Here is a 25,350-nt window from a genome sequence, read left to right on the forward strand (position 1 = left end):
CCTATTTATTGTTAGGATGGTGAGGGAGGCGAGTTGCATATTCGTCCTTATTAATTTGGCGACCTCGTCCAATAGCGATGGCATCAGCTGGAACATCCTTAGTAATGGTTGAACCTGCACCAACAAGAGAGTTATCTCCAAGATCTACTGGAGCAATGATGGTTGAATTTGATCCAACAAAAACATTGTTACCAATAGTTGTCTTAAACTTGTGTTGACCATCGTAATTTACAGTAATGGTTCCTGCACCGAAGTTGACATCACTACCAACTTCACAGTTACCAATATAAGTCAAATGACCTGCCTTAGTATTCTCCCCAATGCTAGAACCTTTGACTTCAACAAAGTTCCCGATATGTACATCTTTTGCAAGGCTTGATCCTGGACGGATATGAGCATAAGGTCCAACTGTAACACCATCAGCAACTGAGCTTTCCTCAATCATTGAATTGGTGATTACTGCTCCTGCTCCGATGCTACTATCAACGATATAAGTTCCGTTTGTCAGGATAGTTTCAGCACCAATCTTACTAGAACCTTTGAGGGTTACATTTGCTTCTATTTGAACTTCTGGAGCAATTTCAACATCGATGTCAATGTAAGTAGCTTCAGGATTCACAAAGCTAACTCCATTGACCATATGCGCTTGATTAATACGACGACGCATGATGCCTTCAGCTGTCGCAAGGGCAACACGGTCATTAACTCCGAGACTTTCATCAAAGTCTTTCAGAGTATAGGCTCCGACTTTTTCTCCAGCTTCACGGAAAATGCCGATGACATCAGTAATGTAGTATTCGCCTTGGGCATTGTTGGTGTTGATATTCTTCAAAGCTTCAAAGAGACGAGCATTATCAAAGACATAGGTTCCTGTATTGATTTCCTTGATTTGTTTTTCAAAATCAGTCGCATCCTTCTGCTCCACGATACGAAGCACTTCAGCATTCTCGTTACGAACAATACGCCCATAACCAAACGGATCTTCAGCTTCTGCAGTAAGGATTGTAGCTACATTCTTGTGATTTATGTGGAAATCAATCAAATTTTTAAGACTTTCCCCAGTGATTAATGGTGTATCACCAGCGATGACCAATGTTTGACCAGAAAGTCCTTCAAGAATTGGCTCAGCCATCATAACCGCATGACCAGTTCCTAATTGCTCAGACTGTCTTACAAAATCAGTTTGACCAGCTAAAACTTGCTCCACAAGTTCTGCCTTATGTCCAACAACCGTTACTGTTTTTTCAGGCTTGATGGCCCCTACACTACGAAAAACATGCTCAAGCATTGAAATTCCTGCAACCTTGTGCATGACTTTTGGTAGATCTGATTTCATACGAGTACCTTTACCCGCTGCTAAAATAACTGCATAATTTGCCATATTTTTCTCTTTTCTATAGAAATTCCCTTATATTATATCATAAATTTGCTTTTTCAAACACAAAAGAGGGCAAATGCTTTAAAACATCGCATTCTCTAGATGATTTCGAGTATTTTTTTTGATTTTTTTCACCATTTACGATACACTATAAAAGTATGAGAAAGAAAATAAATCCTGTTTTTATTTTTACTGTATTAGCTACTCTCGTGGGTATTTTAATCATCAATAGACCCAAGTTCGAAGACCATCCAGTCAAAACAAAGCAAAATCCAGTTCAAGTAGAAACTCAAGCTTTACATAATATCAACAAGCCGATTATTGATGTTTCTGGCTGGCAAAGACCATCAGAGATCAATTATGACACCTTAACTCAAAATATTTCAGGTGCAATCGTTCGGGTTCATAGTGGGGCTCAAGCTTCTGTTGAAAACGATGCTTCATTTAAAAATGGGGTTGATAAGGCTTATAAAGAACACATCACAGAATTTCAAAAACGGAATATTCCAGTCGCTGTTTATGCCTATGTAGCTGGTAAAAATGTCGAAGAAATGGAAAAAGCTGCTGAAGTATTCTATAATGCTGCTTCTCCCTATAATCCTAGCTACTATTGGTTGGATGTTGAAGACAAGACTATGTCTGACATGAACAAGGGGGTTGAGGCCTTTCGCGCTAAATTAGCTTCATTGGGAGCTAAAAATATTGGCATCTATGTTGGTGTCTACTTTATGGAGGAGCATAGTATCAGTACGGAGAATTTCTCAGCAATCTGGATACCGTCCTATGGAACCAACTCGGGTTACTACGAGAGTGCTCCCAATACAGATCTTAACTATGATCTTCACCAATACACCTCTCATGGAAGCCTTGGAGGCTTTGAAAATCATCTGGATTTGAACCTTATTTCTTCCACAAAAAACAAGGAAGAAACCTTTAGAAAATTGTTTTTAAATCCTTAATTACTATCGCCATAAGCAAGTCAGACATTGCTTTCTGCTTGCTTTTCTTTATTTTTCAATATTAAACCACTGTTTTATCTTTATAATATACACTGAATTTTGGAGGACTTCTATGTTATCATGGCTATCAAAAATTATTAAGGGAATTGTTATTGCTCTCGGTTTCATTCTACCAGGGATTTCTGGTGGCGTTCTTGCCGCTATCTTGGGAATTTATGAGAGAATGATTCGTTTCCTTGCCCATCCTTTTAAGAATTTAAAAGAAGATCTACTCTTTTTCCTACCTGTCGGTATTGGAATGCTCCTAGGTATCGGCCTTTTCTCATATCCTATTGAGTACCTTCTCGAAAATTATCAAGTATATGTGTTATGGAGTTTTGCTGGTGCCATCATCGGTACCATTCCAAGTCTTGTCAAAGAATCTACCCGTGATTCCGAGAGAGATAAGATTGATCTCATTTGGTTTTGGGCAACTTTTATCCTTTCAGGTATTGCCCTCTACGCCTTAAATTTTGTCGTCGGATCGTTGTCAGCTAGTTTCCTTAACTTTACTCTTGCTGGATGCTTACTGGCACTTGGAATTTTAGTGCCAGGACTCAGCCCTTCTAATCTACTTTTAATCCTTGGTCTTTATAGTCCAATGCTAACAGGATTTAAGACTTTTGATTTATTCGGAACCTTTCTTCCAATAGGAATTGGAGCACTTGCTACTCTTGTCATTTTTTCAAAATTTATGGACTACGCTCTCCGTGTCTATCAATCTCGTGTTTACCACTTTATCATCGGAATTGTTCTTTCAAGTACAATCTTAATCCTCATTCCAAATGCTGGTAATGCTGAAAGCATCAGCTATAGTGGATTATCTCTTGTGTCTTATGTCATCATTGCCTTTTTCTTCGCTCTAGGTATTTGGTTAGGTATTTGGATGAGTCAATTGGAGGATAAATACAAATAATGGCTAAAAAAGTAAAAGTCAAAAAAACCTTGGTCCAACAAATTTTAACCAAGGCAGGAATAAACCATACAGGTATTCAAATTAATGCCCTGGAAGGTGAGATGCCTCAAGGTTATGAAAAGAGTCAGATTTTTAAGACTCTAGCACTTCTGGGAGATAAGACTGGACCCATTATCGGCATCCTTCCTATCACTGAACATCTTTCTGAAAAGAAACTAGCTAAGATTTCTGGTAATAAGAAAGTCAGCATGATTCCACAAAAAGACCTAGAAAAAACAACAGGCTATATCCATGGCGCCAATAATCCAGTTGGAATTCGTCAAAAACATAACTACCCTATCTTTATCGATCAAAGTGCACTTGAGCTTGAAGAAATGATCGTTTCGGCAGGTGAAGTTGGGCATAGTATTATTATCAACCCAAAAGACCTTGCAAGCTTTGTTAAAGCAGACTTTGCAGATATTTTAGAAGGACAATGATCAATGAAACTATACTTTGTTCGCCACGGTAAAACTCTTTGGAATCTTGAAGGACGTTTTCAAGGGGCAAGTGGTGACTCACCACTCCTTGAGAAATCCATTGAGACCTTAAAACAATTGGGCCAGTATCTACAGGAAATTCCATTTGATGTGATTTATTCTAGTGATCTTCCTCGTGCCGTAACTTCTGCTCAGATTATCCAAAGTCAACTGAAAATCAGCTGTCCATTAGAAGAGATACCCTCACTAAGAGAATGGCAACTTGGAAAACTTGAAGGTGCAAAATTTGCAACCTTGGAAGCCATCTATCCCGAGCAATTAAAAGCTTTTCGTACCAATCTAGCAAAATTCGATTCGACTATGTTTGGAGCAGAGTCTGTCTATCAAACAACTCAACGAACCATTCAATTTATCAAATCATTAGAGTTCAAACCTTTTGAACATGTTATGATTGTTGGTCACGGTGCCAATCTCACAGCCAGTATTCGAACTCTTCTAGGCTATGATACTCCACTACTTAGAAAAGATGGCGGTCTAGCAAATGCTAGTGTTACTGTTCTTGAAACATCTGACTTTGAAAACTTCAATCTTATAGTCTGGAATGACACTTCTTACCAAGATAATAACTGAACTTAGCAATCACTGTTAAGTTCTTTTTAGATTTTGTAGAATATCCGTGAATTTATTTGACTTTTATGATAAAATGGGAGTATCGCAAAAAGACTCATCGTATCAAGAATTGAGTAAAAACTAGGAGGAAAAAATGTCAACAGAACATATGGAAGAACTAAATGACCAGCAGATCGTTCGCCGTGAAAAAATGGCTGCGCTCCGCGAACAAGGAATCGATCCATTCGGTAAACGATTTGAACGCACTGCTAACTCACAAGAATTAAAAGATAAATATGCTGACCTCGATAAGGAACAACTACATGAATTGAACGAAACTGCTACTATTGCAGGTCGTCTTGTTACCAAACGTGGTAAGGGTAAGGTTGGATTTGCCCACCTTCAAGACCGCGAAGGTCAAATCCAAATCTATGTTCGTAAAGATGCTGTCGGTGAAGAAAACTACGAAATCTTTAAAAAGGCTGACTTAGGAGACTTCCTTGGTGTCGAAGGTGAAGTTATGCGTACAGATATGGGAGAACTCTCTATCAAGGCTACACATATTACTCACTTGTCCAAAGCCCTTCGTCCGCTTCCAGAGAAATTCCACGGTTTGACTGACGTTGAAACCATCTACCGCAAACGTTACCTTGATTTAATTTCAAACCGTGAAAGCTTTGAACGCTTTGTTACTCGTTCAAAAATCATCTCTGAAATCCGTCGTTACCTTGACCAAAAAGGCTTCCTTGAAGTGGAAACACCTGTTCTTCACAATGAGGCTGGTGGAGCAACTGCGCGTCCATTTATCACTCACCACAATGCTCAAAATATTGATATGGTGCTTCGTATCGCGACTGAGCTTCACTTAAAACGTCTTATCGTCGGTGGTATGGAACGTGTTTATGAGATTGGCCGCATCTTCCGTAACGAAGGAATGGATGCTACCCACAACCCTGAGTTCACTTCTATCGAAGTTTACCAAGCTTATGCAGACTTCCAAGACATTATGGACTTAACTGAAGGCATTATCCAACACGCTGCTAAATCAGTTAAAGGTGATGGTCCAGTCAACTATCAAGGAACTGAGATCAAGATCAATGAACCATTTAAACGTGTACACATGGTTGATGCAATCAAGGAAATTACAGGTGTTGATTTCTGGAAAGATATGACTTTAGAAGAAGCTAAGGCAATCGCTGCTGAGAAGAAAGTTCCAGTTGAAAAACACTACACTGAAGTTGGTCATATCATCAATGCTTTCTTTGAAGAATTTGTTGAAGAAACTTTGATTCAACCTACCTTTGTCTATGGTCATCCAGTAGCTGTATCTCCACTTGCTAAGAAAAATCCTGAAGATGAGCGCTTTACCGACCGTTTTGAACTCTTCATTATGACTAAAGAATACGGAAATGCCTTTACTGAGTTGAACGACCCAATCGACCAGCTTAGCCGTTTTGAAGCTCAAGCCAAAGCCAAAGAACTTGGTGACGATGAAGCGACAGGAATCGACTATGACTACATTGAAGCTCTTGAATACGGTATGCCACCAACAGGTGGTTTGGGAATCGGTATCGACCGTCTCTGCATGCTCCTCACTGATACAACTACTATCCGTGATGTGCTTCTTTTCCCAACTATGAAATAAAATACAAATCTCCTAGTCACATTCTAGGAGATTTTTTAGTATTAATATAAAAGACAAACTCGATTTTGAGCTTGTCTTTTTGTTGTTTAATTAGAATAATCCAAGAACAGTTCCATCACTTTCAACATCCATGTTGAGAGCTGCTGGTCGTTTTGGAAGTCCTGGCATGGTCATGACATCACCAGTAAGGGCAACGATAAAGCCTGCACCAAGTTTTGGTACCAATTCACGAATGGTAATTTCAAAGTTTTCAGGTGCTCCAAGTGCGTTTGGATTATCTGAGAAACTGTACTGAGTCTTAGCCATACAGATTGGTAGTTTATCCCAACCATTTTGAACGATTTGAGCGATTTGAGTTTGAGCTTTCTTCTCGAAGTTTACTTTGCTACCACGATAGATTTCAGTGACAATCTTTTCAATCTTCTCTTGGACAGAAAGATCGTTGTCATAGAGACGTGTGTAGTTTGCCGGATTTTCAGCGATAGTCTTGACAAGCGTTTCAGCAAGGGCTACTCCACCTTCTGCTCCATCAGCCCATACGCTAGCTAGTTCGACTGGAACATCGATTGAAGCACAAAGTTCTTTCAAGGCTGCGATTTCTGCTTCGGTATCAGAGACAAATTCATTGATAGCAACAACTGCTGGAATACCGAACTTACGGATATTCTCAACGTGACGTTTCAAGTTTGCAAATCCTGCACGAACAGCTTCTACATTCTCTTCTGTCAAAGCATCCTTGGCAACTCCACCATTCATCTTAAGAGCACGAAGGGTTGCAACGATAACTACTGCATCTGGCGCAGTTGGCAAGTTTGGAGTTTTGATATCCAGGAATTTCTCAGCACCAAGGTCTGCACCAAAGCCAGCTTCTGTCACTGTGTAATCTGCTAAACGTAGAGCCGTTTTCGTTGCCAAAACTGAGTTACATCCATGAGCAATATTGGCGAATGGGCCACCATGTACAAAGGCAGGTGTTCCATAGATGGTTTGAACCAAGTTCGGTTTGATAGCATCTTTCAAAATCAATGCCAAGGCACCTTCAACCTGTAAATCACCAACTGAAACAGGTGTACGATCATAACGGTAACCGATGACGATATTTGCCAAACGACGTTTCAAATCTTCAATGTCAGTTGCCAAGCAAAGGATAGCCATGATCTCAGAAGCAACTGTAATATCAAATCCATCTTCACGTGGAATACCATTAAGAGGACCACCGAGTCCAACAGTTACATGACGAAGAGCACGGTCGTTTAAGTCAACAACACGTTTCCAAAGAATACGACGTTGGTCAATTCCTAGCTCATTTCCTTGGTGCAAGTGATTGTCAATCAAGGCAGAAAGAGCATTGTTGGCAGTTGTGATAGCATGCATATCACCAGTAAAGTGAAGGTTTATATCTTCCATTGGTAGTACTTGAGCATAACCACCACCAGCTGCACCTCCTTTAATCCCCATTACAGGACCAAGAGAAGGTTCGCGAATAGCAATCATGGTTTTCTTACCAATCTTATTTAAAGCATCAGCAAGTCCGATGGTAATGGTTGACTTTCCTTCACCTGCTGGCGTTGGGTTAATAGCTGTCACCAAAATCAACTTACCAACTGGATTTGCCTCAACCTCACGAATTTTATCAAAGCTAAGTTTAGCCTTGTACTTTCCATACAACTCCAAATCATCGTATGAAATACCGAGTTTCTCAACAACATCAACAATCGGTTTTAACTCAATACTCTGTGCAATTTCAATATCTGTTTTCATAACAAACTCCTCTACCTCAAATGTGTTAATTCATTATAACACAAAACAAGATTTTTAACAGACATAAAGCTTGATAACGTTCGTAAATATACCGCTCTTAAAGGATTTATCGGCTACTATTTAAATTTTTATATGCCTTTATAGGTTTTAACTATATTTGAAAGCTTTCTACTAACTCAGAAAGTAACTATCAATTTCGGATAAATCATGTAGAATTTCGTCATCAGAAACTCCTATATACTCAGCTAATTCAATTGAATACTCAAAACGAAGACGTGTATTGATAGATAGATCAAAAGAGTAATCCTGTAATCGTCCTAGTTTATGATATTTATCCATAATATCATTAAAAATAATCTTGTATTTATCATCTAAGTTTTTGATATGGTTATCTAAGTTTTCCCTGTAATTTTGAATTAATTCCTGTTCCCTATCACTTAAAATCCCTTTGCCTATTTCCCAAATTATTGAAGTAGCAATTGAACCTACTACTGCTCCTAAGACAGGGACAGGAATAAGTGTTTGCCCAACACATGAACCAATTGTCGCTAATGTTGTATCCAATGTATTGATAGTTATAAAATTTATAAATTCATCCTCAGTAATCTCATTTGTTCTAAGTTTAGTAATAATATCTACCATACCGTAACTTGCTGTTACAAACGCACTTGCATTAGGAGCACTCATTTTAAAAACATTAGTGAGACCATAAATCACGTAACCTGATATACAACCTTTTACCGCACCTTCCACTGTTTCTAATCCACAGTCTAACCAATCTGATTGTTCAAATTCAAAAATTGTTTTTCCTTCTTTGTATTTCCCATACACAGCTGACATTAATGCTAAACCACCTTGTAAAAGAAAAGTATTTTTTGCAATCTTGTTAGCTTCTCTTAAATTTGGTAAAGAATTTTTTTTGGCAAGAATTTTCTTCTTAGCTAATTCTCTCCGCTTTACTTTGACCTTTTTATCAATTTTTATTTTCTCTAAGTCTAATACTTTATTAATTGAATTTCTTTTAGCATCATCATAATTTAGAACAGATGATTTCATCCAAGATTTATATGAAGTAAGTCCCTTGCTTTCGGTAATATCATTAATCATTTGTCGTATATCAGTAATTTGTTTAATAGATAATCTTTTACCATTAAATTCAACTTCTTTGGCGCCAGCCATAATTTTTTCGTATACTAACACGTGATCTTTTGGAAACATCATTTTCATTTTTTTACTGTAATGAAATGATTGAGCTAGTTCATCACGTAAATTATTATAAAACTTCATTTGAATAGTATTTCTACCAATTAACAAATCAGCTGGTCCATTATCATTCAATACTTTTACAATAGGATTTAACCCTTCAAAAGCTCTTCTCGCATTCACAATTCCTGCTTCTGCAAATTCAGCAATAAAACCGTGACCGCCGTATTCACCTCCACGATTCTTTAGAATAACGTCTTCAATGTTATCTCTAGCATAGTTTAAGATTTTAGAGGCATTGTCCTTGTTTAAAATGACATGTCGAGATTCATCCTCAATCATTTTCATGGCAATTTGTAAGTCTTGAATTCTCAAGTTGTTTAAACAATTGACATATGCACCTATCCCTTGATAAAATGCTCTATTAACAGCCTGATTCATCATTTATTTTAATTTCCTTATTAATCATCGAAGTAAGTGAGAGGGTTGAATTTACTAAAGCACCTGCTTGATATTTTTCTTCTTCAGAAAATAAGCTATAGTCCAGCCCAGTTAAAGATAAGTTGGCTAAATAAATCCCCTCAGTTTGCTTTTCAATTAAATTAATTAATTCACTAATTTCTATTATTGATTTATCAGTTTGTCTAATTAATAACTCAATTTTCTTTTGTTCATCAAGCGCTTCTTTAGCTACTTCTTCATTTTTTTTATTAGCAAAAACACCTGCTCCGACAGACGCTGTTAACATTAAGCCAGCAATCCCCCAACCAACAGGGCCCGCCATGGCTAAAAAGGCATTGCCAGCAGCCATACCTCCTCCTCCTGCTGCTAGACTTCCTCCACCTAACCAAGCTAATGCCGCACTATTTGCTGCTGCACCTGTCAAGCTAGAAATTGCTGTTCCTGTTGATGCGACACCAAAAGTAGTTGCAACTCCCATAGCTGCAGTAGGACCTAAAGTTGCGACTGTCACACCTAAAGCACTTAAAGAAGCTGTAGCTGCCGTACTACCGCTGGCTAATTCTGCTTCTTTGATTGCCTGAGTAATAGCTAACTGCTTATCTTCGAAATTCTGTATTTCAACAATTATTTCGTCTAATTTTGTTTCAAATTCTTTCGGTTTATTTGCTAATTTACTAATTCTTTCTTCAATGATTTTGACAACTTTGATCGCCTTGTCTCTACTTTTATAAAGCTCAGTCGATTTATTCGTTAGATCTGTGGCTTTTTCATTATATGTTTGAATAGATTCATGATAGTTCTCAACAGCTTCGGACCTTAGTTTACCATTAAAAAGATCTATTGAATCAATTTGAGATTTTGCTTCAGTTGCAACTTTTCCAGCTTGATTGATTGTGCTAGTTGTCACCTCTGTTACTTGTTGAACAGTATCATTCGCTACTGTAGCAGCTTGACCTGAAACGTCTGAAACAACATTTCCTATCTTATTTGATACATCTCCTATTACTTTTACAGAATCTGATAATAAATCTCCTGTAACTTTCCCAGCGCTATCTAAAGCTTTTCCAGCTTCATTAAGTACACTACTGGTTGTCTTACTAGCATCATCAATTACTTTACTAGCTTCTTTAACCATATTATCTGCAAACTTAAAAAAGTCCATAACGGCTTCCCCTTTTCATATATAACTAAAATAATTATCTTATATCTTAAATTAATTGTCAATAATAATATAGTTATAAAGTTTAGTTATATTTTATCGCTTTCATTTTACTTACTGTTCATTTTTTTGTACAATAGTTCTATGAAAATTTTAGTTACATCTGGTGGTACAAGCGAAGCAATTGACCGAGTTCGCTCCATTACCAACCACTCTACTGGTAGACTTGGTAAAGTTATAACTGAGACTTTACTAAAAGCTGGTCACCAAGTTTGTCTGATTACTACGCAACAAGCACTAAAACCAGAACTACACCCGAATTTGACTATGATTGAAATCAAAAACACTTCCGATTTACTCCAAGAGATGAAACGGATTGTCCCTGATTATCAAGTCTTGATCCATTCAATGGCTGTTTCTGACTACAGCCCAGTTTACATGACAGGTCTTGACCAAGTTCAAGCGAGCCAAGATTTAAGTGAATTTTTACATAAGAAAAATATGGAAACAAAGATCTCCTCTAAGGATGAGGTGCAAGTCCTATTTCTCAAGAAAAATCCAAAGATTATCTCTCTTGTTAAAGAATGGAATCCAAGTATCCATCTCATTGGCTTTAAACTGCTTGTCGATGTTACTAAGGAGCATCTGATTCAAATCGCTAGAGAAAGTCTTGTAAAGAATCAAGCAGACTTGATTGTCGCTAATGACCTCACTCAGATTAATGTTGATCAACACCTGGCTTATCTAGTAGAGGAAAAAGATTATCAGATTGCTGCTAGCAAACAAGAAATTGCTGACTTGTTAGTCAGAAAAATTCAAGGATTTGATCGTTAGAAAGGAAAATTATGGCTCGTATTACACTCGCTGTGACAGGCTCTATCGCCTCTTACAAGGCTGCTGATTTGGTAAGTGGCTTGAAGAAACAAGGGCATTCTGTTACTGTACTCATGACTCAGGCTGCGACTGCCTTTATTCAACCTTTAACCCTTCAAGTCTTATCTCAAAATACAGTTCATCTCGATCTTATGCAGGAACCATATCCTGACAAAGTCAATCATATCGAGCTAGGAAAAGAAACAGACTTGTTTATCCTTGCCCCTGCGACCGCTAATACGATTGCGAAAGTCGCGCACGGTTTTGCCGACAATATGGTTACTGCTACTGCTCTTGCCTTGCCACACTATATTCCAAAACTAGTAGCACCTGCTATGAATACCAAAATGTATGACCATCCAGCAACTCAAACAAACCTAAAAACTTTAGAAACTTATGGTTATACAATTATTGCTCCAAAAGAGTCCCTACTGGCCTGTGGCGATGTAGGACGTGGTGCTCTTGCTGATCTTGATACTATTTTACAACAGATAAAGGAAAAACTTCATGAACAAACGCTCTAATATTGCTCCAATTGCTATCTTTTTTGCCAGCATGATCGTCATTCATCTGCTGAGCTCTATTGTCTTTAATGTCTTGCCCTTTCCAATTAAACCGACCATAGTCCATATCCCAGTCATCATTGCTAGTATCATCTACGGACCACGGATTGGTGCAATCTTAGGTTTCTTGATGGGAATGATTAGCTTGACAGTCAATACGATCACGATTCTCCCAACCAGCTACCTCTTCTCTCCATTTGTGCCAAATGGTAACATCTACTCCCTAGTTATTGCGATTGTACCACGCATCCTTATTGGTTTAACTCCATACTTTGTCTACAAACTCCTCAAAAACAAGGCAGGGCTTATCTTCGCGGGAGCACTCGGTTCCCTCACAAATACTGTATTTGTACTAGGCGGAATCTTCTTCCTCTTTGGAAATGTTTTTGACGGAAATATCCAAAAACTATTAGCTACTGTTATCTCAACAAATTCTATTGCAGAACTCATAATCTCAGCAATACTGACCCTAGTTATTGTTCCGAGACTTGAAAAAATCAAAAAATAAGAGGTCGGGAAAATCCCGGCCTCGATTTTTATTTGACCTAAGTAACTGACTCTGTATTTAATTAAGATTACAGACTTCTAAAAGTCCCTTTGACGAGACTATCTAAAAGCATGATTGTAAAGACTCACTGATATTGGAAAAGGCTTCAATCTTAGAAAAATATTTACTTTCCCACAGCCTTTTTATCTGCTTATTATTGAGCAAGACGTGCTTCTTCTAAAATCTTTTCAATCTTTGTTGTCAGCAAATCAATAGCTACTGTATTGGTTACTCCTTCTGGAATAACGATATCTGCATAACGCTTTGTTGGCTCAATAAATTGATGATACATGGGTTTTACCACACCAAGATACTGGTCAATAACGCTATCCAGGCTACGACCACGTTCTTCCATATCACGTTTAATACGGCGAATGATACGAACATCATCATCTGTATCTACGAAAATCTTGATATCCATCAAATCACGAAGTCGTTTGTCCTCCAAAACCAAGATTCCTTCTACGATAAAGACATCCTGAGGTTCTTGACGATAAGTTTTAGAACTTCTGGTATGGGCAGCATAATCATAGGTAGGAATATCAACTGGACGACCTGCCAACAACTCTTTGATTTGCTCAATCATCAAATCAGTATCAAAAGCAAAAGGATGGTCATAGTTGGTCTTAATACGCTCTTCAAAGGTTAGATGAGATTGATCTTTATAGTAGGAATCATGCTCAATCATAGAGATTTTTTCATTTGGAAAATGCGACAAGATTGCTTTAGATACGCTTGTCTTTCCTCCTCCAGATCCACCTGTTACTCCGATAATGATTGGTCTATTTTGCATTGTAGCCTCCTTGTTTTTTCCCCTGTCTATTTTACCATATTTTTGATAAATTTTACAGATGGAGTTTTCTACAAAATAGAAGAAAAAATCCTCATAGCTATAAGCTACAAGGATTTGTAATTGATTAATCGAAGTTAACGTATTCTTTAGAAAGTTCAAGAACTTCTTCCATTGTTGAACATTCAGTAAGAGCACGGTTAGCGTATTCTTGCATTTTAGCAGTGTCGAGTTTCTTCATCAAGCTACGTGTACGAAGTACAGATGTTGCTGACATAGAGAACTCATCCAAGCCCATTCCGACAAGAAGTGGAACAGCTGTTTGGTCACCAGCCATTTCACCACACATACCAGCCCATTTACCTTCAGCGTGAGCTGCTTTGATAACGTTATTGATCAAACGAAGGATTGATGGGTTGTATGGTTGGTAAAGGTATGAAACTTGTTCGTTCATACGGTCTGCCGCCATTGTGTATTGGATCAAGTCGTTTGTACCAATTGAGAAGAAATCAACTTCTTTTGCAAATTGGTCTGCAAGCATAGCTGCTGCAGGAATTTCGATCATGATACCAACTTGGATGTCATCCGCAACTGCAACACCTTCAGCAAGAAGGTTAGCTTTTTCTTCATCGAAGACTGCTTTAGCTGCACGGAATTCTTTCAAAAGCGCAACCATCGGGAACATGATACGCAATTGACCGTGTACAGAAGCACGAAGAAGAGCACGGATTTGAGTGCGGAACATTGCATCTCCTGTTTCAGAGATAGAGATACGAAGAGCACGGAATCCAAGGAATGGGTTCATTTCATGTGGCATATCGAAGTAAGGAAGTTCCTTGTCACCACCGATATCCATTGTACGGACAACAACTGGTTTACCGTTCATTCCTTCAAGAACAGCCTTGTACGCTTCGTACTGTTCGTCTTCAGTTGGGAAGTCTTGAGAATCCATGTACAAGAACTCTGTACGGTAAAGACCTACAGCTTCTGCACCGTTTTCGTTAACACCTTCAACGTCTTTTGGAGTACCAATGTTTGCAGCCAATTCGAAGTGTTTACCGTCAGCAGTAACTGTTTGAGCATCCTTCAAGAGTGCCCACTCAGCTTTTTGTTGAGCGTAAGCTTCACCAGCTGCTTTAAATTCAGCTGCTTGTTCTTCAGTAGGGTTGATAATCACTTCACCTGTAATACCATTAACAGCAAGTAGGTCACCATCTTTAACGATTTCAGTGATATTGTTTGTACCCAAAACTGCAGCGATTTCAAGTGTACGAGCCATGATAGCTGAGTGACTTGTACGACCACCAATGTTTGTTACAAAAGCTTTAACAAAGTTTTTGTCCAATTGAGCTGTATCAGATGGAGTCAAGTCGTGAGCAATCACGATTACTTCTTCATTGATAGAAGCTGGGTTTGGCAATTTTTTACCAAGGAGGTTAGCCAATACACGTTTTGTTACGTCGCGGATATCCGCTGCACGTTCTTGCATGTATGGGTTGTCTTCCATGCCTTCAAAGATTGTGATAAACATGTCTGTAACTTCTTTCAGACCTGCTTCTGCATTCACTTTCTTAGCACGGATAGTTTCTTTGATTTGACCGATCAATTCAGGGTCAGCAAGAACCATCAAGTGAGCGTCAAATACTTGTGCCGCTTCTTCACCAAGCGTACCTACAGCCTTCTCGCGGATAAGAGAAAGCTCGTTTTGAGAAGCTTCAAGAGCAACATCCAAACGAGCCTCTTCTGCATTTGTATCTTCGACTGTAACAGTCTCGAATGATAAATCCGGTTGAACGAGTAGATATGCTTTTGCAACTGCAACACCGTCAGATGCTGCGATTCCTTTAAGCATTTCTGTCATTTCCTTATGCCAATCCTTCTTTTTCCATTGTTTCTGAGATTGCAGCGATAGCGTCATCAGCGTCTGCACCTTCAGCAGTGATTGTAACGTCAGCACCTTGACCAACACCAAGGCTCATTACACCCATGATAGATTTAAGGTTAACTGATTTACCTTTGTACTCAAGAGTGATATCTGAAGCAAATTTGCTAGCTGTTTGTACCAACAATGTTGCTGGACGTGCGTGAATACCTGTTTCTGCCACTACGTGGAAATCTTTAGAAGCCATAGTTTGACTCTCCTTTAATAGTTTTCTTGTTGAGTTACATATCTGATAACCCTTACAATTTAGTATTATATCACCTTCATTGATATTTTTCAAGTATTTTATGGACTTTCTTCAATTTCCTTTCAGATAACTTGCTGAAAATCTTCTATTAAATTTAGCAAAACACAGTATGTAGTTTTTGTCGAGACACCTATAATGAAATCATTGCTTTTTCTGTAATTATTTTTTAATGCTACACTATATATTGTGTTTGTTAGTAAAATCAGTAAAATAAGTACACAAGATTTAGTTTTAGAAAGTTGACAAAGTTTTTTTTTCTGATATACTAAGAAAGTAATAATTTTTTAAAGAGGAGTTACAGAAATGGTAACCGTATATTCTAAAAACAACTGTGTCCAATGTAAAATGACGAAACGTTTTTTAGACAGTAATAATGTTGAATATAAAGAAATCAATCTTGATGAACAACCTGAATACATTGATCAAGTAAAAGAGCTCGGCTTTAGTGCTGCTCCTATTATTCAGACACCAACAGAAGTTTTCTCTGGTTTCCAACCAGGTAAACTCAAACAACTTGCTTAAGAACCAGGACAAAAGCTTCTATGTCTACCTTAGAAGCCTTTCTTTTGTAATTAGATAAAGGATTTTTTATGGGATTAAAACAACTTGAAGATGTGACTTACTTCCGTCTTAATAATGAAATTAACCGTCCTGTTAATGGACAAATTATGCTTCACAAAGACAAGGAAGCTTTAGAAGCCTTCTTTAAAGAAAATGTTGTACCTAACACAATGGTTTTTGACTCAATAACGGATAAAATCAACTTCCTCATTGAGCATAACTACATTGAGACAGCATTTATCAAGAAATACCGTCCAGAATTTTTGGAAGAACTGCATCAATTTATCAAGGATCAGAACTTCCAATTTAAGTCTTTCATGGCTGCCTATAAATTCTATAATCAGTATGCTCTGAAAACTAATGACGGAGAGTACTATCTTGAAAGCATGGAAGACCGTGTCTTCTTTAATGCCCTTTACTTCGCGGATGGTGATGAAGCGATTGCTATTGATATCGCTAATGAAATCATCCACCAACGTTATCAACCTGCTACTCCTTCTTTCTTGAATGCAGGTCGTGCACGTCGTGGTGAATTGGTATCTTGCTTCTTGATTCAGGTAACAGATGATATGAACTCTATCGGACGTTCTATCAACTCTGCTCTTCAACTTTCACGTATTGGTGGTGGTGTGGGAATTTCCCTCAGCAACCTTCGTGAAGCTGGAGCTCCTATTAAAGGCTATGAGGGTGCTGCTTCTGGTGTCGTACCAGTTATGAAGCTTTTCGAAGACAGCTTCTCTTACTCTAACCAACTCGGTCAACGTCAAGGTGCTGGGGTTGTTTACCTCAATGTCTTTCACCCAGATATCATCGCCTTCCTTTCAACTAAGAAGGAAAACGCCGATGAAAAAGTGCGTGTCAAGACTCTTTCACTTGGTGTTGTGGTTCCAGATAAATTCTACGAATTGGCTCGTAAAAATGAAGAAATGTACCTCTTCAGTCCTTACTCTGTAGAGCTTGAATACGGCGTGCCATTTAACTACATCGATATCACAGAAAAATACGATGAGCTAGTTGCAAATCCAAACATCCGTAAGACAAAAATCAAAGCGCGTGATTTGGAAACTGAAATTTCTAAATTGCAACAAGAATCTGGCTATCCTTATGTAGTAAACATCGATACTGCTAACCGTGCAAATCCTGTCGATGGTAAGATTATCATGAGTAACTTGTGTTCAGAGATTCTTCAAGTCCAAGAACCAAGTCTTATCAATGATGCTCAGGAGTTCCTAAAAATGGGTACTGATGTCTCATGTAACCTTGGTTCAACAAACGTGGTCAACATGATGACTTCACCTGACTTTGGTCGCTCCATCCGTGCTATGGTTCGTGCCCTTACTTTTGTTACAGATAGTTCACACATCGTCGCTGTTCCTACTATCGACCACGGAAACAGCCAAGCTCATACATTTGGACTTGGAGCTATGGGACTTCACAGCTATCTTGCTCAACAATTGATCGAATACGGATCACCTGAGTCTGTTGAATTTACAAGCATCTACTTTATGCTTATGAACTACTGGACCTTGGTTGAGTCAAACAATATCGCACGTGAACGTGGTGTAACCTTCCACAACTTTGAAAAATCAGACTATGCTAACGGAAGCTACTTTGATAAGTATTTAACTGGCGAATTCCTTCCGAAATCAGACCGTGTTAAAGAGCTCTTCAAAGATATCTTTATTCCTACTGCTGCTGACTGGGCTGAACTTCGTGATAAAGTTAAAGCAGATGGACTTTACCACCAAAACCGCCTTGCTGTAGCGCCAAATGGTTCTATCAGCTACATCAACGATGTTTCTGCCTCTATTCACCCAATTACGCAACGTATCGAAGAACGCCAAGAGAAGAAAATTGGTAAGATCTACTATCCTGCTGCTGGTTTGTCAACAGAAACAATTCCTTACTACACTTCTGCTTATGACATGGATATGCGTAAGGTAATTGATGTTTATGCTGCTGCGACTGAGCACGTGGACCAAGGACTTTCACTCACACTCTTCATGCGCAGTGATATCCCAACAGGTCTTTACGAATGGAAATCAGAAAATAAACAAACAACACGTGACTTGTCTATCCTTCGTAACTATGCCTTCAACAAAGGTATCAAGTCTATCTACTACGTCCGTACCTTTACAGATGATGGTGGAGAAGTCGGTGCTAACCAATGTGAGAGCTGTGTGATTTAATTCAACTCTCAAAAAAATTACATTTACTTAATCCATTTAACGTATTTTGCTGATAAAATCATGTAAGAACATAAAAGTCGGGCCTCCGACTTTTTGTTCGATTATAGAATAGAATTATGATAAAATAAGAATGATTATGTTATCGTATTACTACACACAGAAAGAGATTTCAAATGAAAACTTACTACAAAGCTATTAACTGGAATGCCATCGAAGATGTCATCGACAAATCAACCTGGGAAAAGCTGACTGAGCAATTCTGGCTCGATACGCGTATTCCCTTGTCAAATGACCTAGATGACTGGAGAAAGCTTTCTAACAAGGAAAAAGACCTTGTTGGTAAAGTTTTTGGAGGTTTGACCCTTTTGGATACCATGCAATCAGAAACTGGTGTTCAAGCCCTTCGTGCTGATATTCGTACGCCTCACGAGGAAGCTGTTTTTAACAATATCCAATTTATGGAATCTGTTCATGCTAAGTCTTACTCTTCTATCTTCTCAACCTTAAATACCAAGTCTGAAATTGAAGAAATTTTTGAATGGACTAATACCAATCCATATCTTCAGAAAAAAGCTGAAATTATTAATGAAATCTACCTAAACGGAACGCCACTTGAAAAGAAAGTAGCTAGTGTTTTTCTTGAAACCTTCCTCTTCTACTCTGGTTTCTTCACTCCTCTCTACTATCTTGGAAACAACAAGTTGGCCAACGTAGCTGAGATCATCAAGTTGATTATTCGTGACGAGTCTGTACACGGAACCTACATCGGCTACAAATTCCAACTTGGTTTCAATGAATTGCCAGAAGATGAACAAGAAAAACTCAAAGAATGGATGTACGACCTTCTCTATACTCTTTATGAGAATGAAGAAGGCTACACAGAGAGCCTCTATGACGAAGTCGGATGGACCGAAGAGGTTAAAACCTTCCTTCGCTACAATGCAAATAAGGCTCTTATGAATTTGGGGCAAGATCCTCTCTTCCCTGACTCAGCGGACGATGTCAACCCAATCGTTATGAACGGGATTTCAACTGGTACATCAAACCACGACTTCTTCTCTCAAGTTGGTAATGGCTATCTACTTGGTGAAGTTGAAGCTATGCAGGATGATGACTATAACTATGGACTAAATTAATACCTAACCTAAAAAAACATCTAAGTTTAATTACAAACCAGATGTTTTTTTTTGTTTATTTTTGTTTTCTTTAAGTTGCTTAGCTGTTTAAAATATGATAAAATAATATTAGATTTGGGGGTGGTTCAATGCTGAAGCAAGAAAAATTAGATACTATTTTAGAAATTGTTAATACAAAAGGAACTATCACTGTTAAAGAGATTATGAATCGCCTTGATATTTCCGATATGACAGCTAGACGATATTTACAAGAGTTAGCGGATAAGGATTTACTGGTTCGAGTTCATGGAGGAGCTGAAAAACTTCGAACAGGTTCCTTATTAAATAATGAGCGTTCTAACGTTGAAAAACAAGGGCTACAAACAGCAGAAAAACAAGAAATTGCTCGCTTTGCAGGTCACTTAGTTGAAGAAAGAGAAACTATTTTCATTGGTCCAGGTACCACATTAGAATTCTTTGCGCGTGAGCTTCCTATCGATAACATTCGTGTTGTTACCAATAGTTTGCCTGTATTTCTTATTCTAAACGAGCGTAAGCTAACTGATCTCATTCTAATCGGTGGTAATTATCGTTCAATTACAGGAGCTTTTGTCGGTACTCTCACTCTTCAAGATATCGCTAGTTTGCAATTTTCAAAAGCCTTCGTTAGTTGTAATGGTATCAAGGATCAAGCTATCGCTACTTTTAGTGAAGACGAAGGTGAAGCGCAGAAATTAGCACTTGAAAACGCCAACAAAAAATATCTCCTAGCTGACCATAGCAAATTTGATAAATTTGATTTCTTCACATTTTACAATATCTCAGATATCGACACCATTATAACGGATTCAAAATTAAGTGACCAAACACTCCAATCACTGTCTAAACAAACTAAAATTATCAAGTCAAAACCTTAAACTCTACAACTAGTCATAGAATTTAGTAGCTACTACTAATTCCATGGCTAGTTTTTTATTTTATATTAAGCGTGCAATCTAAAATATTTCAATTATTTTTCAAATCTATGATTTCTGTATTTTTAATTTAATAGATTCCTCGAATCTGTCTTTTTATATTCCATTTCACGAAGTCATCCTTTTTAGTTTATTATAACAGTTACTTGTATTTTCTATCATTTCCCCTACTTTTTTGATATAATAAATTTAGAATGATTCTTCAAAGGAGGCATCTATGCGTTTTAATCAATTCAGTTACTATCCTGTAAGCCAGCAACAAGCTTTACGGGAATTATCCAGCCTTGGATTCAAGCTTGACCAATCAAATTCTGATAAAGAACTGTTTGAAGCTTTTGTTAGAACTTGCTTTTTCAATTACAAAAATACGGATTATCCCCTCTCAACTTTAGCGGTTGATAAAGAAACTGATCTGCTCACTTTCTTCAACTCTGATCGTGAATTAACTGCAGAAATTTTCTATACTGTTGCCTTTCAGTTGCTTGGTTTCAGCTACTTAACGGACTTTGAAGATGGTCTTGTTTTTCACAAAGAAACGGCATTCCCAATTGTATACGGAGATTTGATTGACAATCTCTATCAACTCCTTAACACGCGCACTAAAAAGGGAAATACCTTGATCGATCAATTGGTTAGCGATGGTCTTATCCCTGAGAACAATGATTACCACTACTTCAATGGTAAGAGCTTGGCAACCTTCTCTGCAAACAATGCTATTCGGGAAGTTGTTTATGTGGAAAGTCGAGTTGATTCTGATAATGATGGACTGCCAGATCTTATCAAGGTAAACATTATTCGTCCATCTTACCACGGCAAAATTCCAGCTGTTATGACGGCAAGTCCTTACCATCAAGGAACCAATGATAAAGCAAGCGATAAAGCTCTTTACAAAATGGAAGTTGAGCTAGAAGTCAAGGAACCGCATGAAATTTCTCTAGAAAAACCAACATTAGACTTGGTTGAACCAGTTGGCCAAGCAGAACTCGTTCCAGAAGCTGAAGAAAAACTGACTCATATCAATAGCAGCTACACACTTAACGACTACTTCCTTCCAAGAGGATTTGCAAATATCTACGTATCTGGTCTTGGAACCAAGGATTCTCAAGGTCAAATGACCAACGGAGATTACCGCCAAGTTGAAGCCTATAAAAATGTTATTGATTGGCTCAATGGTCGTTGTCGTGCCTTCACAGACCACAGTCGTAAACGTCAGGTCAAGGCTGACTGGTCAAATGGAAAAGTTGCCACTACTGGTCTTTCTTATCTAGGAACAATGTCTAATGGTCTTGCAACTACAGGAGTTGATGGTTTAGAAGTCATTATTGCTGAAGCCGGTATTTCTTCTTGGTACAACTATTATCGAGAAAATGGTCTGGTAACAAGCCCTGGTGGCTATCCAGGGGAGGACTTCGATTCATTAGATGAATTAACTTATTCTCGTAATCTCTTAGCTGGTGACTATATTCGTGGAAACGAAGCTCATAAAGAGTCTATAGAAGAACTCAAGAAAAATCTAGACCGTAAAACTGGAGATTATAACCAATTCTGGCATGACAGAAACTACCTACTTAATGCTGAAAAAGTTAAGGCTGAAGTTGTCTTTACCCACGGTTCGCAAGACTGGAATGTCAAACCACTTCACGTCTATCAAATGTTTAATGCTCTTCCAAGTCATATTAATAAACACCTCTTTTATCATAACGGGGCCCATGTTTATATGAACAACTGGCAGTCTATTGATTTCCGTGAATCCATGAATGCTCTTTTGACACAGAAATTATTGGGGCATGAAACTGATTACCGACTTCCAAGAATCGTTTGGCAAGACAATACAGCTCCTCAAACATGGATGACTCTTGAAGATTTTGGAAATCAAACTGACCACAAAACTTTCACATTAGGTACTGAAGAAGCTGTCATTCAAAACCACTATGAAGACTCTGATTTTGAACGATTTGGAAAAACTTACCAAACCTTTAATAATGAACTCTATCAAGGGAAAGTCAATCAAGTTACGATTGACCTGCCAGTGACAGAAGAACTTCATCTCAATGGGCGTGTTAAACTAAACCTCCGTCTCAAATCAAGTACAAACAAAGGCTTACTATCTGCCCAACTTCTCGAACTTGGTCAAAAGAAATACCTACAACCGTATCCAGGAGTCTTGTCTGCTCGTACGATTGATAATGGTCGTTACCACATGCTGGAAAATCTTTGCGAGCTACCGTTTAGCCCAAATGCACAGCGCGTTATCACCAAAGGCTATCTCAATCTTCAAAATCGTCATGATTTACTGAAAATTGAGGAAGTTAAGCCTGATGAATGGATGGAATTTCAATTTGAACTCCAACCAACTATTTACAAACTAAAAGAAGGCGATACAGTACGTCTCGTTCTTTACACAACAGACTTTGAGATTACTGTACGTGACAATACAGACTATCACTTGACTGTCGACCTTGAACAGTCCAATCTTGAGATACCTTTTCAAAGGGAGGTAACTGTAGATGAACAAAGCCGAGCAAAGACACCAGCTCATCCGAGCCTTAATCACTAAACAAAAAATTCATACCCAAACTGAATTACAAGAACTACTGATTGAAAACGGAGTACAGGTCACACAAGCAACACTTTCAAGAGACATTAACCTGATGAATCTTTCTAAGATTCGTGAAGGTGAACACTCCTATTATTCAATCAACACTGACTCTACATCCAAGTGGGAAAAACGGCTAGAAGTCTATATGGAGGAAGCACTCTACATGATGCAACCCGTCCAACACCAGGTTGTTATCAAAACCTATCCAGGTTTGGCACAATCCTTCGGATCTATCTTGGACGCCCTAAACTTCCCTGAAATAGTGGCTACTATCTGTGGAAATGATGTCTGTTTGGTTATCTGCGAGGATAAGGAACAAGCTCAATCTTGCTTTGAACGCCTCAAACAATTTGCACCACCTCTATTTTTTGATCGGTAACAAAAACCCGTGATGGCTATCATCACGGGTTAATTTTATGATTTGCTACTGTCTGCTTGCTTTTTAGTTCTTGCTAGTCTCAAAGCACGATTTGGATTGAGGCGATTAAAGAGTTCTTCTAACTTTTTCTCATTCCAGACGTCTGCTGCAGAAACAAAATTTCCATCAGCATCTCGGAAAGATATCGGTTTATCTCCCATAGCTATCTCCTAGTCTACAAACTCAAACTCAAACTTACCGATACGAACCAAATCTCCATCCTTGGCGCCACGAGCACGGAGAGCTTCATCAACTCCCATACCACGCAACTGACGAGCAAACTTCATGACAGACTCATCACGATCAAAGTTAGTCATGTTAAAGAGTTTGATGAGTTTTTCACCTGAAAGTACCCAAGTTGCATCGTCATCACGACTAATTTCAAATGGTTTTTCTTCTTCGTCAAAGCCATAATAAACTTCTTCTTCCATTTCTGACTCATCATAAAGAAGGAATTCTGGAGTCTTATCAAGGAGCTCTGCTGTTGCATCTAGTAAAGGTGCTAAACCTTGTTTAGTCAAACCTGATATTGGGAAGATTGCTGGTAATTCCTCGAACTCATCAAAGTTAGTTGCCAATTTTTTCTTGAATTCTTCAAGGTTTTCCTGACTTTCTGGCATATCCATCTTATTAGCAACAATGATTTGGGGACGCTCCATTAGACGAAGGTTGTAAGATTCCAACTCTTTGTTAATAGCTAGATAATCTTCGTAAGGATCGCGACCTTCACTGGCTGACATATCGATGATGTGAAGGATAACGCGAGTACGCTCAATATGGCGAAGGAATTGAGTTCCCAAGCCCACACCTTGACTTGCTCCTTCAATCAAACCAGGAAGGTCTGCCACTGCAAAGGACTCACCTGATTGGGTACGGACCATACCAAGATTTGGAACGATTGTTGTAAAGTGATAGGCACCAATTTTAGGTTTTGCAGAGGTAATTACGCTGAGCAAAGTTGATTTTCCAACTGAAGGGAATCCAACCAAACCAACATCAGCAAGAATTTTAAGTTCTAACTGTAATTCGCGCTCCTGACCAGGTTCTCCATTCTCAGAGATCTCTGGCGCAGGATTTTTGGGTGTCGCAAAACGGATATTTCCACGGCCACCTCGACCACCGTGAGCAACGATAAACTCTTGGCCGTGCTCAATCAAGTCAGTGATAACTTTTCCAGTTTCTGCATCACGTACAGTTGTACCTTGAGGCACTCGAACAATCAAGTCCTCTGCTCCTCTACCATGCATTCCTTTGGTCATCCCTTTTTCACCCGATTGGGCTTTGAAATGACGATTGTAACGGAAGTCCATCAGGGTACGTAAACCTTCATCTACAACAAAGACAACGTTACCACCACGGCCTCCATCACCTCCCCATGGACCACCATTAGGGACGTATTTTTCACGGCGAAAGGCAACCATCCCATCGCCACCATTTCCAGCCTTGACCTTGATCTTGGCTGTATCTAAAAACATACTCATATTCTTTTCTCACTCTAAAAAGGGCTGGGAAATCCCAGTCACCAACTATTACTACTTGCTAGAAAATCTAGCATTTTAAAATCTGCTAAATACACCGATGGCTGTAGCAAAGATACCTGCTAGGGTTACAAACAACATAATCAAAACGACGAATAGTGTCAATTTCTCAAAAAATGTTTTTTTACGTTTTCCATTATCACCAAATGCCATTATTTTCTCCTTTTCTATAATTCCCTATTTTTAATATTCTTCCGAAACTGGAGCAATTGCCCATAAAATTAAGTAAGCAATCAGTCCACTACCATAACAAAAAGCTAGAACTCCCCAGATTACACGTACAATCGTAGGATCAATATCAAAATAATTAGCTAGACCAGCGCATACTCCACCGATTTTTTGATCTCGACTACTTCTCATAAATTTCTTTTTCATTTCTTCATT

General features: G+C 38.5%; 25 protein-coding genes. 14 read left to right on the plus strand and 11 right to left on the minus strand.

Annotated elements, in window-relative coordinates; genetic code table 11:
• Position 1: 1 nt before the first annotated feature.
• Positions 2-1,381, minus strand: a complete 1,380-nt coding sequence (glmU, locus tag QM469_RS02815) for a bifunctional UDP-N-acetylglucosamine diphosphorylase/glucosamine-1-phosphate N-acetyltransferase GlmU (RefSeq protein ID WP_315639193.1) — start codon at positions 1,379-1,381, stop codon at positions 2-4.
• Positions 1,382-1,536: 155 nt separating this feature from the next.
• On the opposite strand from glmU, the gene QM469_RS02820 reads away from it, so the two are divergent.
• From QM469_RS02820 to lysS, 5 genes are all read left to right on the plus strand, one after another.
• Positions 1,537-2,337, plus strand: a complete 801-nt coding sequence (locus QM469_RS02820) for a glycoside hydrolase family 25 protein (RefSeq protein ID WP_315639194.1) — start codon at positions 1,537-1,539, stop codon at positions 2,335-2,337.
• 112 nt (positions 2,338-2,449) lie between these two features.
• The gene (locus QM469_RS02825; protein WP_075231318.1) at positions 2,450-3,292 is read left to right on the plus strand and encodes a DUF368 domain-containing protein; all 843 of its coding nucleotides are present in this window, start codon (positions 2,450-2,452) and stop codon (positions 3,290-3,292) included.
• On the plus strand, positions 3,292-3,771 hold the full coding sequence (locus QM469_RS02830) for an aminoacyl-tRNA deacylase (protein WP_315639195.1): 480 nt from the start codon (positions 3,292-3,294) through the stop codon (positions 3,769-3,771). The genes QM469_RS02825 and QM469_RS02830 overlap by 1 nt, the downstream gene beginning before the upstream one ends.
• Before the next feature lie 3 nt (positions 3,772-3,774).
• Positions 3,775-4,401, plus strand: coding sequence for a histidine phosphatase family protein (locus QM469_RS02835; protein WP_315639196.1), 627 nt, complete (start codon positions 3,775-3,777; stop codon positions 4,399-4,401).
• Between the two features lie 133 nt (positions 4,402-4,534).
• On the plus strand, positions 4,535-6,025 hold the full coding sequence (lysS, locus tag QM469_RS02840) for a lysine--tRNA ligase (protein ID WP_414276054.1): 1,491 nt from the start codon (positions 4,535-4,537) through the stop codon (positions 6,023-6,025).
• 90 nt (positions 6,026-6,115) lie between these two features.
• Here the strand turns inward: lysS and QM469_RS02845 are convergent, their stop codons facing one another.
• From QM469_RS02845 to QM469_RS02855, 3 genes are all read right to left on the minus strand, one after another.
• Positions 6,116-7,786 (minus strand): formate--tetrahydrofolate ligase, encoded by a 1,671-nt coding sequence (locus tag QM469_RS02845; protein WP_414276055.1) that lies wholly within the window; start codon positions 7,784-7,786, stop codon positions 6,116-6,118.
• A gap of 171 nt (positions 7,787-7,957) precedes the next feature.
• Positions 7,958-9,433 carry a hypothetical protein gene (locus QM469_RS02850; RefSeq protein ID WP_414276056.1) on the minus strand — a complete coding sequence of 492 codons (1,476 nt, stop codon included), beginning with the start codon at positions 9,431-9,433 and terminating at the stop codon, positions 7,958-7,960.
• Positions 9,414-10,613 (minus strand): hypothetical protein, encoded by a 1,200-nt coding sequence (locus QM469_RS02855; RefSeq protein ID WP_414276057.1) that lies wholly within the window; start codon positions 10,611-10,613, stop codon positions 9,414-9,416. The genes QM469_RS02850 and QM469_RS02855 overlap by 20 nt, the downstream gene beginning before the upstream one ends.
• A gap of 141 nt (positions 10,614-10,754) precedes the next feature.
• Between QM469_RS02855 and QM469_RS02860 the strand changes: the two genes are divergently transcribed.
• Genes QM469_RS02860 through QM469_RS02870 form a run of 3 tightly spaced genes read left to right on the plus strand, consistent with a single transcriptional unit; the run spans position 10,755 to position 12,554 of the window.
• A complete protein-coding gene (locus QM469_RS02860) occupies positions 10,755-11,444 on the plus strand; it encodes a phosphopantothenate--cysteine ligase (protein WP_371607709.1) in 690 nt (229 codons plus the stop codon).
• Between the two features lie 11 nt (positions 11,445-11,455).
• Positions 11,456-12,007, plus strand: a complete 552-nt coding sequence (coaC, locus tag QM469_RS02865) for a phosphopantothenoylcysteine decarboxylase (RefSeq protein WP_371607708.1) — start codon at positions 11,456-11,458, stop codon at positions 12,005-12,007.
• Positions 11,991-12,554 carry an ECF transporter S component gene (locus QM469_RS02870; protein WP_001042711.1) on the plus strand — a complete coding sequence of 188 codons (564 nt, stop codon included), beginning with the start codon at positions 11,991-11,993 and terminating at the stop codon, positions 12,552-12,554. Before coaC ends, QM469_RS02870 begins: the two co-directional genes overlap by 17 nt.
• A 193-nt stretch (positions 12,555-12,747) precedes the next feature.
• Here QM469_RS02870 and udk read toward each other — a convergent pair whose 3' ends face one another.
• The 3 genes from udk to QM469_RS02885 form a co-directional block, all read right to left on the minus strand.
• A complete protein-coding gene (gene udk / locus QM469_RS02875; protein WP_007555045.1) occupies positions 12,748-13,386 on the minus strand; it encodes a uridine kinase in 639 nt (212 codons plus the stop codon).
• A gap of 124 nt (positions 13,387-13,510) precedes the next feature.
• Positions 13,511-15,244 (minus strand): phosphoenolpyruvate--protein phosphotransferase, encoded by a 1,734-nt coding sequence (gene ptsP / locus QM469_RS02880; RefSeq protein ID WP_153225717.1) that lies wholly within the window; start codon positions 15,242-15,244, stop codon positions 13,511-13,513.
• Positions 15,245-15,248: 4 nt separating this feature from the next.
• Positions 15,249-15,512: a phosphocarrier protein HPr gene (locus QM469_RS02885; RefSeq protein ID WP_000146952.1), complete on the minus strand. Its 264-nt coding sequence runs from the start codon at positions 15,510-15,512 to the stop codon at positions 15,249-15,251.
• 363 nt (positions 15,513-15,875) lie between these two features.
• Here QM469_RS02885 and nrdH point away from each other — a divergent pair, with 363 nt between their 5' ends.
• The 6 genes from nrdH (at position 15,876) to QM469_RS02915 (ending at position 23,389) form a co-directional block, all read left to right on the plus strand.
• Positions 15,876-16,094 carry a glutaredoxin-like protein NrdH gene (gene nrdH, locus QM469_RS02890; protein ID WP_000259242.1) on the plus strand — a complete coding sequence of 73 codons (219 nt, stop codon included), beginning with the start codon at positions 15,876-15,878 and terminating at the stop codon, positions 16,092-16,094.
• Positions 16,095-16,162: 68 nt separating this feature from the next.
• Complete coding sequence (gene nrdE, locus QM469_RS02895) at positions 16,163-18,322, plus strand: class 1b ribonucleoside-diphosphate reductase subunit alpha (RefSeq protein ID WP_153225716.1); 2,160 nt, start codon at positions 16,163-16,165, stop codon at positions 18,320-18,322.
• A gap of 173 nt (positions 18,323-18,495) precedes the next feature.
• On the plus strand, positions 18,496-19,458 hold the full coding sequence (gene nrdF, locus QM469_RS02900) for a class 1b ribonucleoside-diphosphate reductase subunit beta (RefSeq protein WP_049526102.1): 963 nt from the start codon (positions 18,496-18,498) through the stop codon (positions 19,456-19,458).
• A 128-nt stretch (positions 19,459-19,586) separates the two neighbouring features.
• Complete coding sequence (locus QM469_RS02905) at positions 19,587-20,354, plus strand: DeoR/GlpR family DNA-binding transcription regulator (protein WP_311522327.1); 768 nt, start codon at positions 19,587-19,589, stop codon at positions 20,352-20,354.
• 274 nt (positions 20,355-20,628) lie between these two features.
• Positions 20,629-22,968: a Xaa-Pro dipeptidyl-peptidase gene (locus QM469_RS02910; protein ID WP_315639203.1), complete on the plus strand. Its 2,340-nt coding sequence runs from the start codon at positions 20,629-20,631 to the stop codon at positions 22,966-22,968.
• Positions 22,919-23,389: an arginine repressor gene (locus QM469_RS02915; RefSeq protein ID WP_075231622.1), complete on the plus strand. Its 471-nt coding sequence runs from the start codon at positions 22,919-22,921 to the stop codon at positions 23,387-23,389. The genes QM469_RS02910 and QM469_RS02915 overlap by 50 nt, the downstream gene beginning before the upstream one ends.
• Before the next feature lie 35 nt (positions 23,390-23,424).
• Here the strand turns inward: QM469_RS02915 and QM469_RS02920 are convergent, their stop codons facing one another.
• The 4 genes from QM469_RS02920 to QM469_RS02935 form a co-directional block, all read right to left on the minus strand.
• A complete protein-coding gene (locus QM469_RS02920; RefSeq protein ID WP_371559167.1) occupies positions 23,425-23,589 on the minus strand; it encodes a hypothetical protein in 165 nt (54 codons plus the stop codon).
• Between the two features lie 9 nt (positions 23,590-23,598).
• Positions 23,599-24,909: a GTPase ObgE gene (gene obgE / locus QM469_RS02925; RefSeq protein WP_045763293.1), complete on the minus strand. Its 1,311-nt coding sequence runs from the start codon at positions 24,907-24,909 to the stop codon at positions 23,599-23,601.
• A 75-nt stretch (positions 24,910-24,984) separates the two neighbouring features.
• Positions 24,985-25,119, minus strand: coding sequence for a DUF4044 domain-containing protein (locus QM469_RS02930; protein WP_049548929.1), 135 nt, complete (start codon positions 25,117-25,119; stop codon positions 24,985-24,987).
• Between the two features lie 30 nt (positions 25,120-25,149).
• The gene (locus QM469_RS02935; RefSeq protein WP_075229473.1) at positions 25,150-25,341 is read right to left on the minus strand and encodes a PspC domain-containing protein; all 192 of its coding nucleotides are present in this window, start codon (positions 25,339-25,341) and stop codon (positions 25,150-25,152) included.
• Between the last annotated feature and the right edge of the window lie 9 nt (positions 25,342-25,350).

The organism is Streptococcus infantis (assembly GCF_047464215.1).
GTDB classification, from domain to species: domain Bacteria; phylum Bacillota; class Bacilli; order Lactobacillales; family Streptococcaceae; genus Streptococcus; species Streptococcus infantis_P.

What these genes read in the sequence shown, in the direction of transcription:
- glmU (WP_315639193.1), bottom strand. Translation starts at nt 1,381, where the DNA reads ATGGCAAATTATGCAGTTATTTTAGCAGCGGGTAAAGGTACTCGTATG.
- QM469_RS02820 (WP_315639194.1), top strand. Translation starts at nt 1,537, where the DNA reads ATGAGAAAGAAAATAAATCCTGTTTTTATTTTTACTGTATTAGCTACT.
- QM469_RS02825 (WP_075231318.1), top strand. Translation starts at nt 2,450, where the DNA reads ATGTTATCATGGCTATCAAAAATTATTAAGGGAATTGTTATTGCTCTC.
- QM469_RS02830 (WP_315639195.1), top strand. Translation starts at nt 3,292, where the DNA reads ATGGCTAAAAAAGTAAAAGTCAAAAAAACCTTGGTCCAACAAATTTTA.
- QM469_RS02835 (WP_315639196.1), top strand. Translation starts at nt 3,775, where the DNA reads ATGAAACTATACTTTGTTCGCCACGGTAAAACTCTTTGGAATCTTGAA.
- lysS (WP_414276054.1), top strand. Translation starts at nt 4,535, where the DNA reads ATGTCAACAGAACATATGGAAGAACTAAATGACCAGCAGATCGTTCGC.
- QM469_RS02845 (WP_414276055.1), bottom strand. Translation starts at nt 7,786, where the DNA reads ATGAAAACAGATATTGAAATTGCACAGAGTATTGAGTTAAAACCGATT.
- QM469_RS02850 (WP_414276056.1), bottom strand. Translation starts at nt 9,433, where the DNA reads ATGATGAATCAGGCTGTTAATAGAGCATTTTATCAAGGGATAGGTGCA.
- QM469_RS02855 (WP_414276057.1), bottom strand. Translation starts at nt 10,613, where the DNA reads ATGGACTTTTTTAAGTTTGCAGATAATATGGTTAAAGAAGCTAGTAAA.
- QM469_RS02860 (WP_371607709.1), top strand. Translation starts at nt 10,755, where the DNA reads ATGAAAATTTTAGTTACATCTGGTGGTACAAGCGAAGCAATTGACCGA.
- coaC (WP_371607708.1), top strand. Translation starts at nt 11,456, where the DNA reads ATGGCTCGTATTACACTCGCTGTGACAGGCTCTATCGCCTCTTACAAG.
- QM469_RS02870 (WP_001042711.1), top strand. Translation starts at nt 11,991, where the DNA reads ATGAACAAACGCTCTAATATTGCTCCAATTGCTATCTTTTTTGCCAGC.
- udk (WP_007555045.1), bottom strand. Translation starts at nt 13,386, where the DNA reads ATGCAAAATAGACCAATCATTATCGGAGTAACAGGTGGATCTGGAGGA.
- ptsP (WP_153225717.1), bottom strand. Translation starts at nt 15,244, where the DNA reads ATGACAGAAATGCTTAAAGGAATCGCAGCATCTGACGGTGTTGCAGTT.
- QM469_RS02885 (WP_000146952.1), bottom strand. Translation starts at nt 15,512, where the DNA reads ATGGCTTCTAAAGATTTCCACGTAGTGGCAGAAACAGGTATTCACGCA.
- nrdH (WP_000259242.1), top strand. Translation starts at nt 15,876, where the DNA reads ATGGTAACCGTATATTCTAAAAACAACTGTGTCCAATGTAAAATGACG.
- nrdE (WP_153225716.1), top strand. Translation starts at nt 16,163, where the DNA reads ATGGGATTAAAACAACTTGAAGATGTGACTTACTTCCGTCTTAATAAT.
- nrdF (WP_049526102.1), top strand. Translation starts at nt 18,496, where the DNA reads ATGAAAACTTACTACAAAGCTATTAACTGGAATGCCATCGAAGATGTC.
- QM469_RS02905 (WP_311522327.1), top strand. Translation starts at nt 19,587, where the DNA reads ATGCTGAAGCAAGAAAAATTAGATACTATTTTAGAAATTGTTAATACA.
- QM469_RS02910 (WP_315639203.1), top strand. Translation starts at nt 20,629, where the DNA reads ATGCGTTTTAATCAATTCAGTTACTATCCTGTAAGCCAGCAACAAGCT.
- QM469_RS02915 (WP_075231622.1), top strand. Translation starts at nt 22,919, where the DNA reads ATGAACAAAGCCGAGCAAAGACACCAGCTCATCCGAGCCTTAATCACT.
- QM469_RS02920 (WP_371559167.1), bottom strand. Translation starts at nt 23,589, where the DNA reads ATGGGAGATAAACCGATATCTTTCCGAGATGCTGATGGAAATTTTGTT.
- obgE (WP_045763293.1), bottom strand. Translation starts at nt 24,909, where the DNA reads ATGAGTATGTTTTTAGATACAGCCAAGATCAAGGTCAAGGCTGGAAAT.
- QM469_RS02930 (WP_049548929.1), bottom strand. Translation starts at nt 25,119, where the DNA reads ATGGCATTTGGTGATAATGGAAAACGTAAAAAAACATTTTTTGAGAAA.
- QM469_RS02935 (WP_075229473.1), bottom strand. Translation starts at nt 25,341, where the DNA reads ATGAAAAAGAAATTTATGAGAAGTAGTCGAGATCAAAAAATCGGTGGA.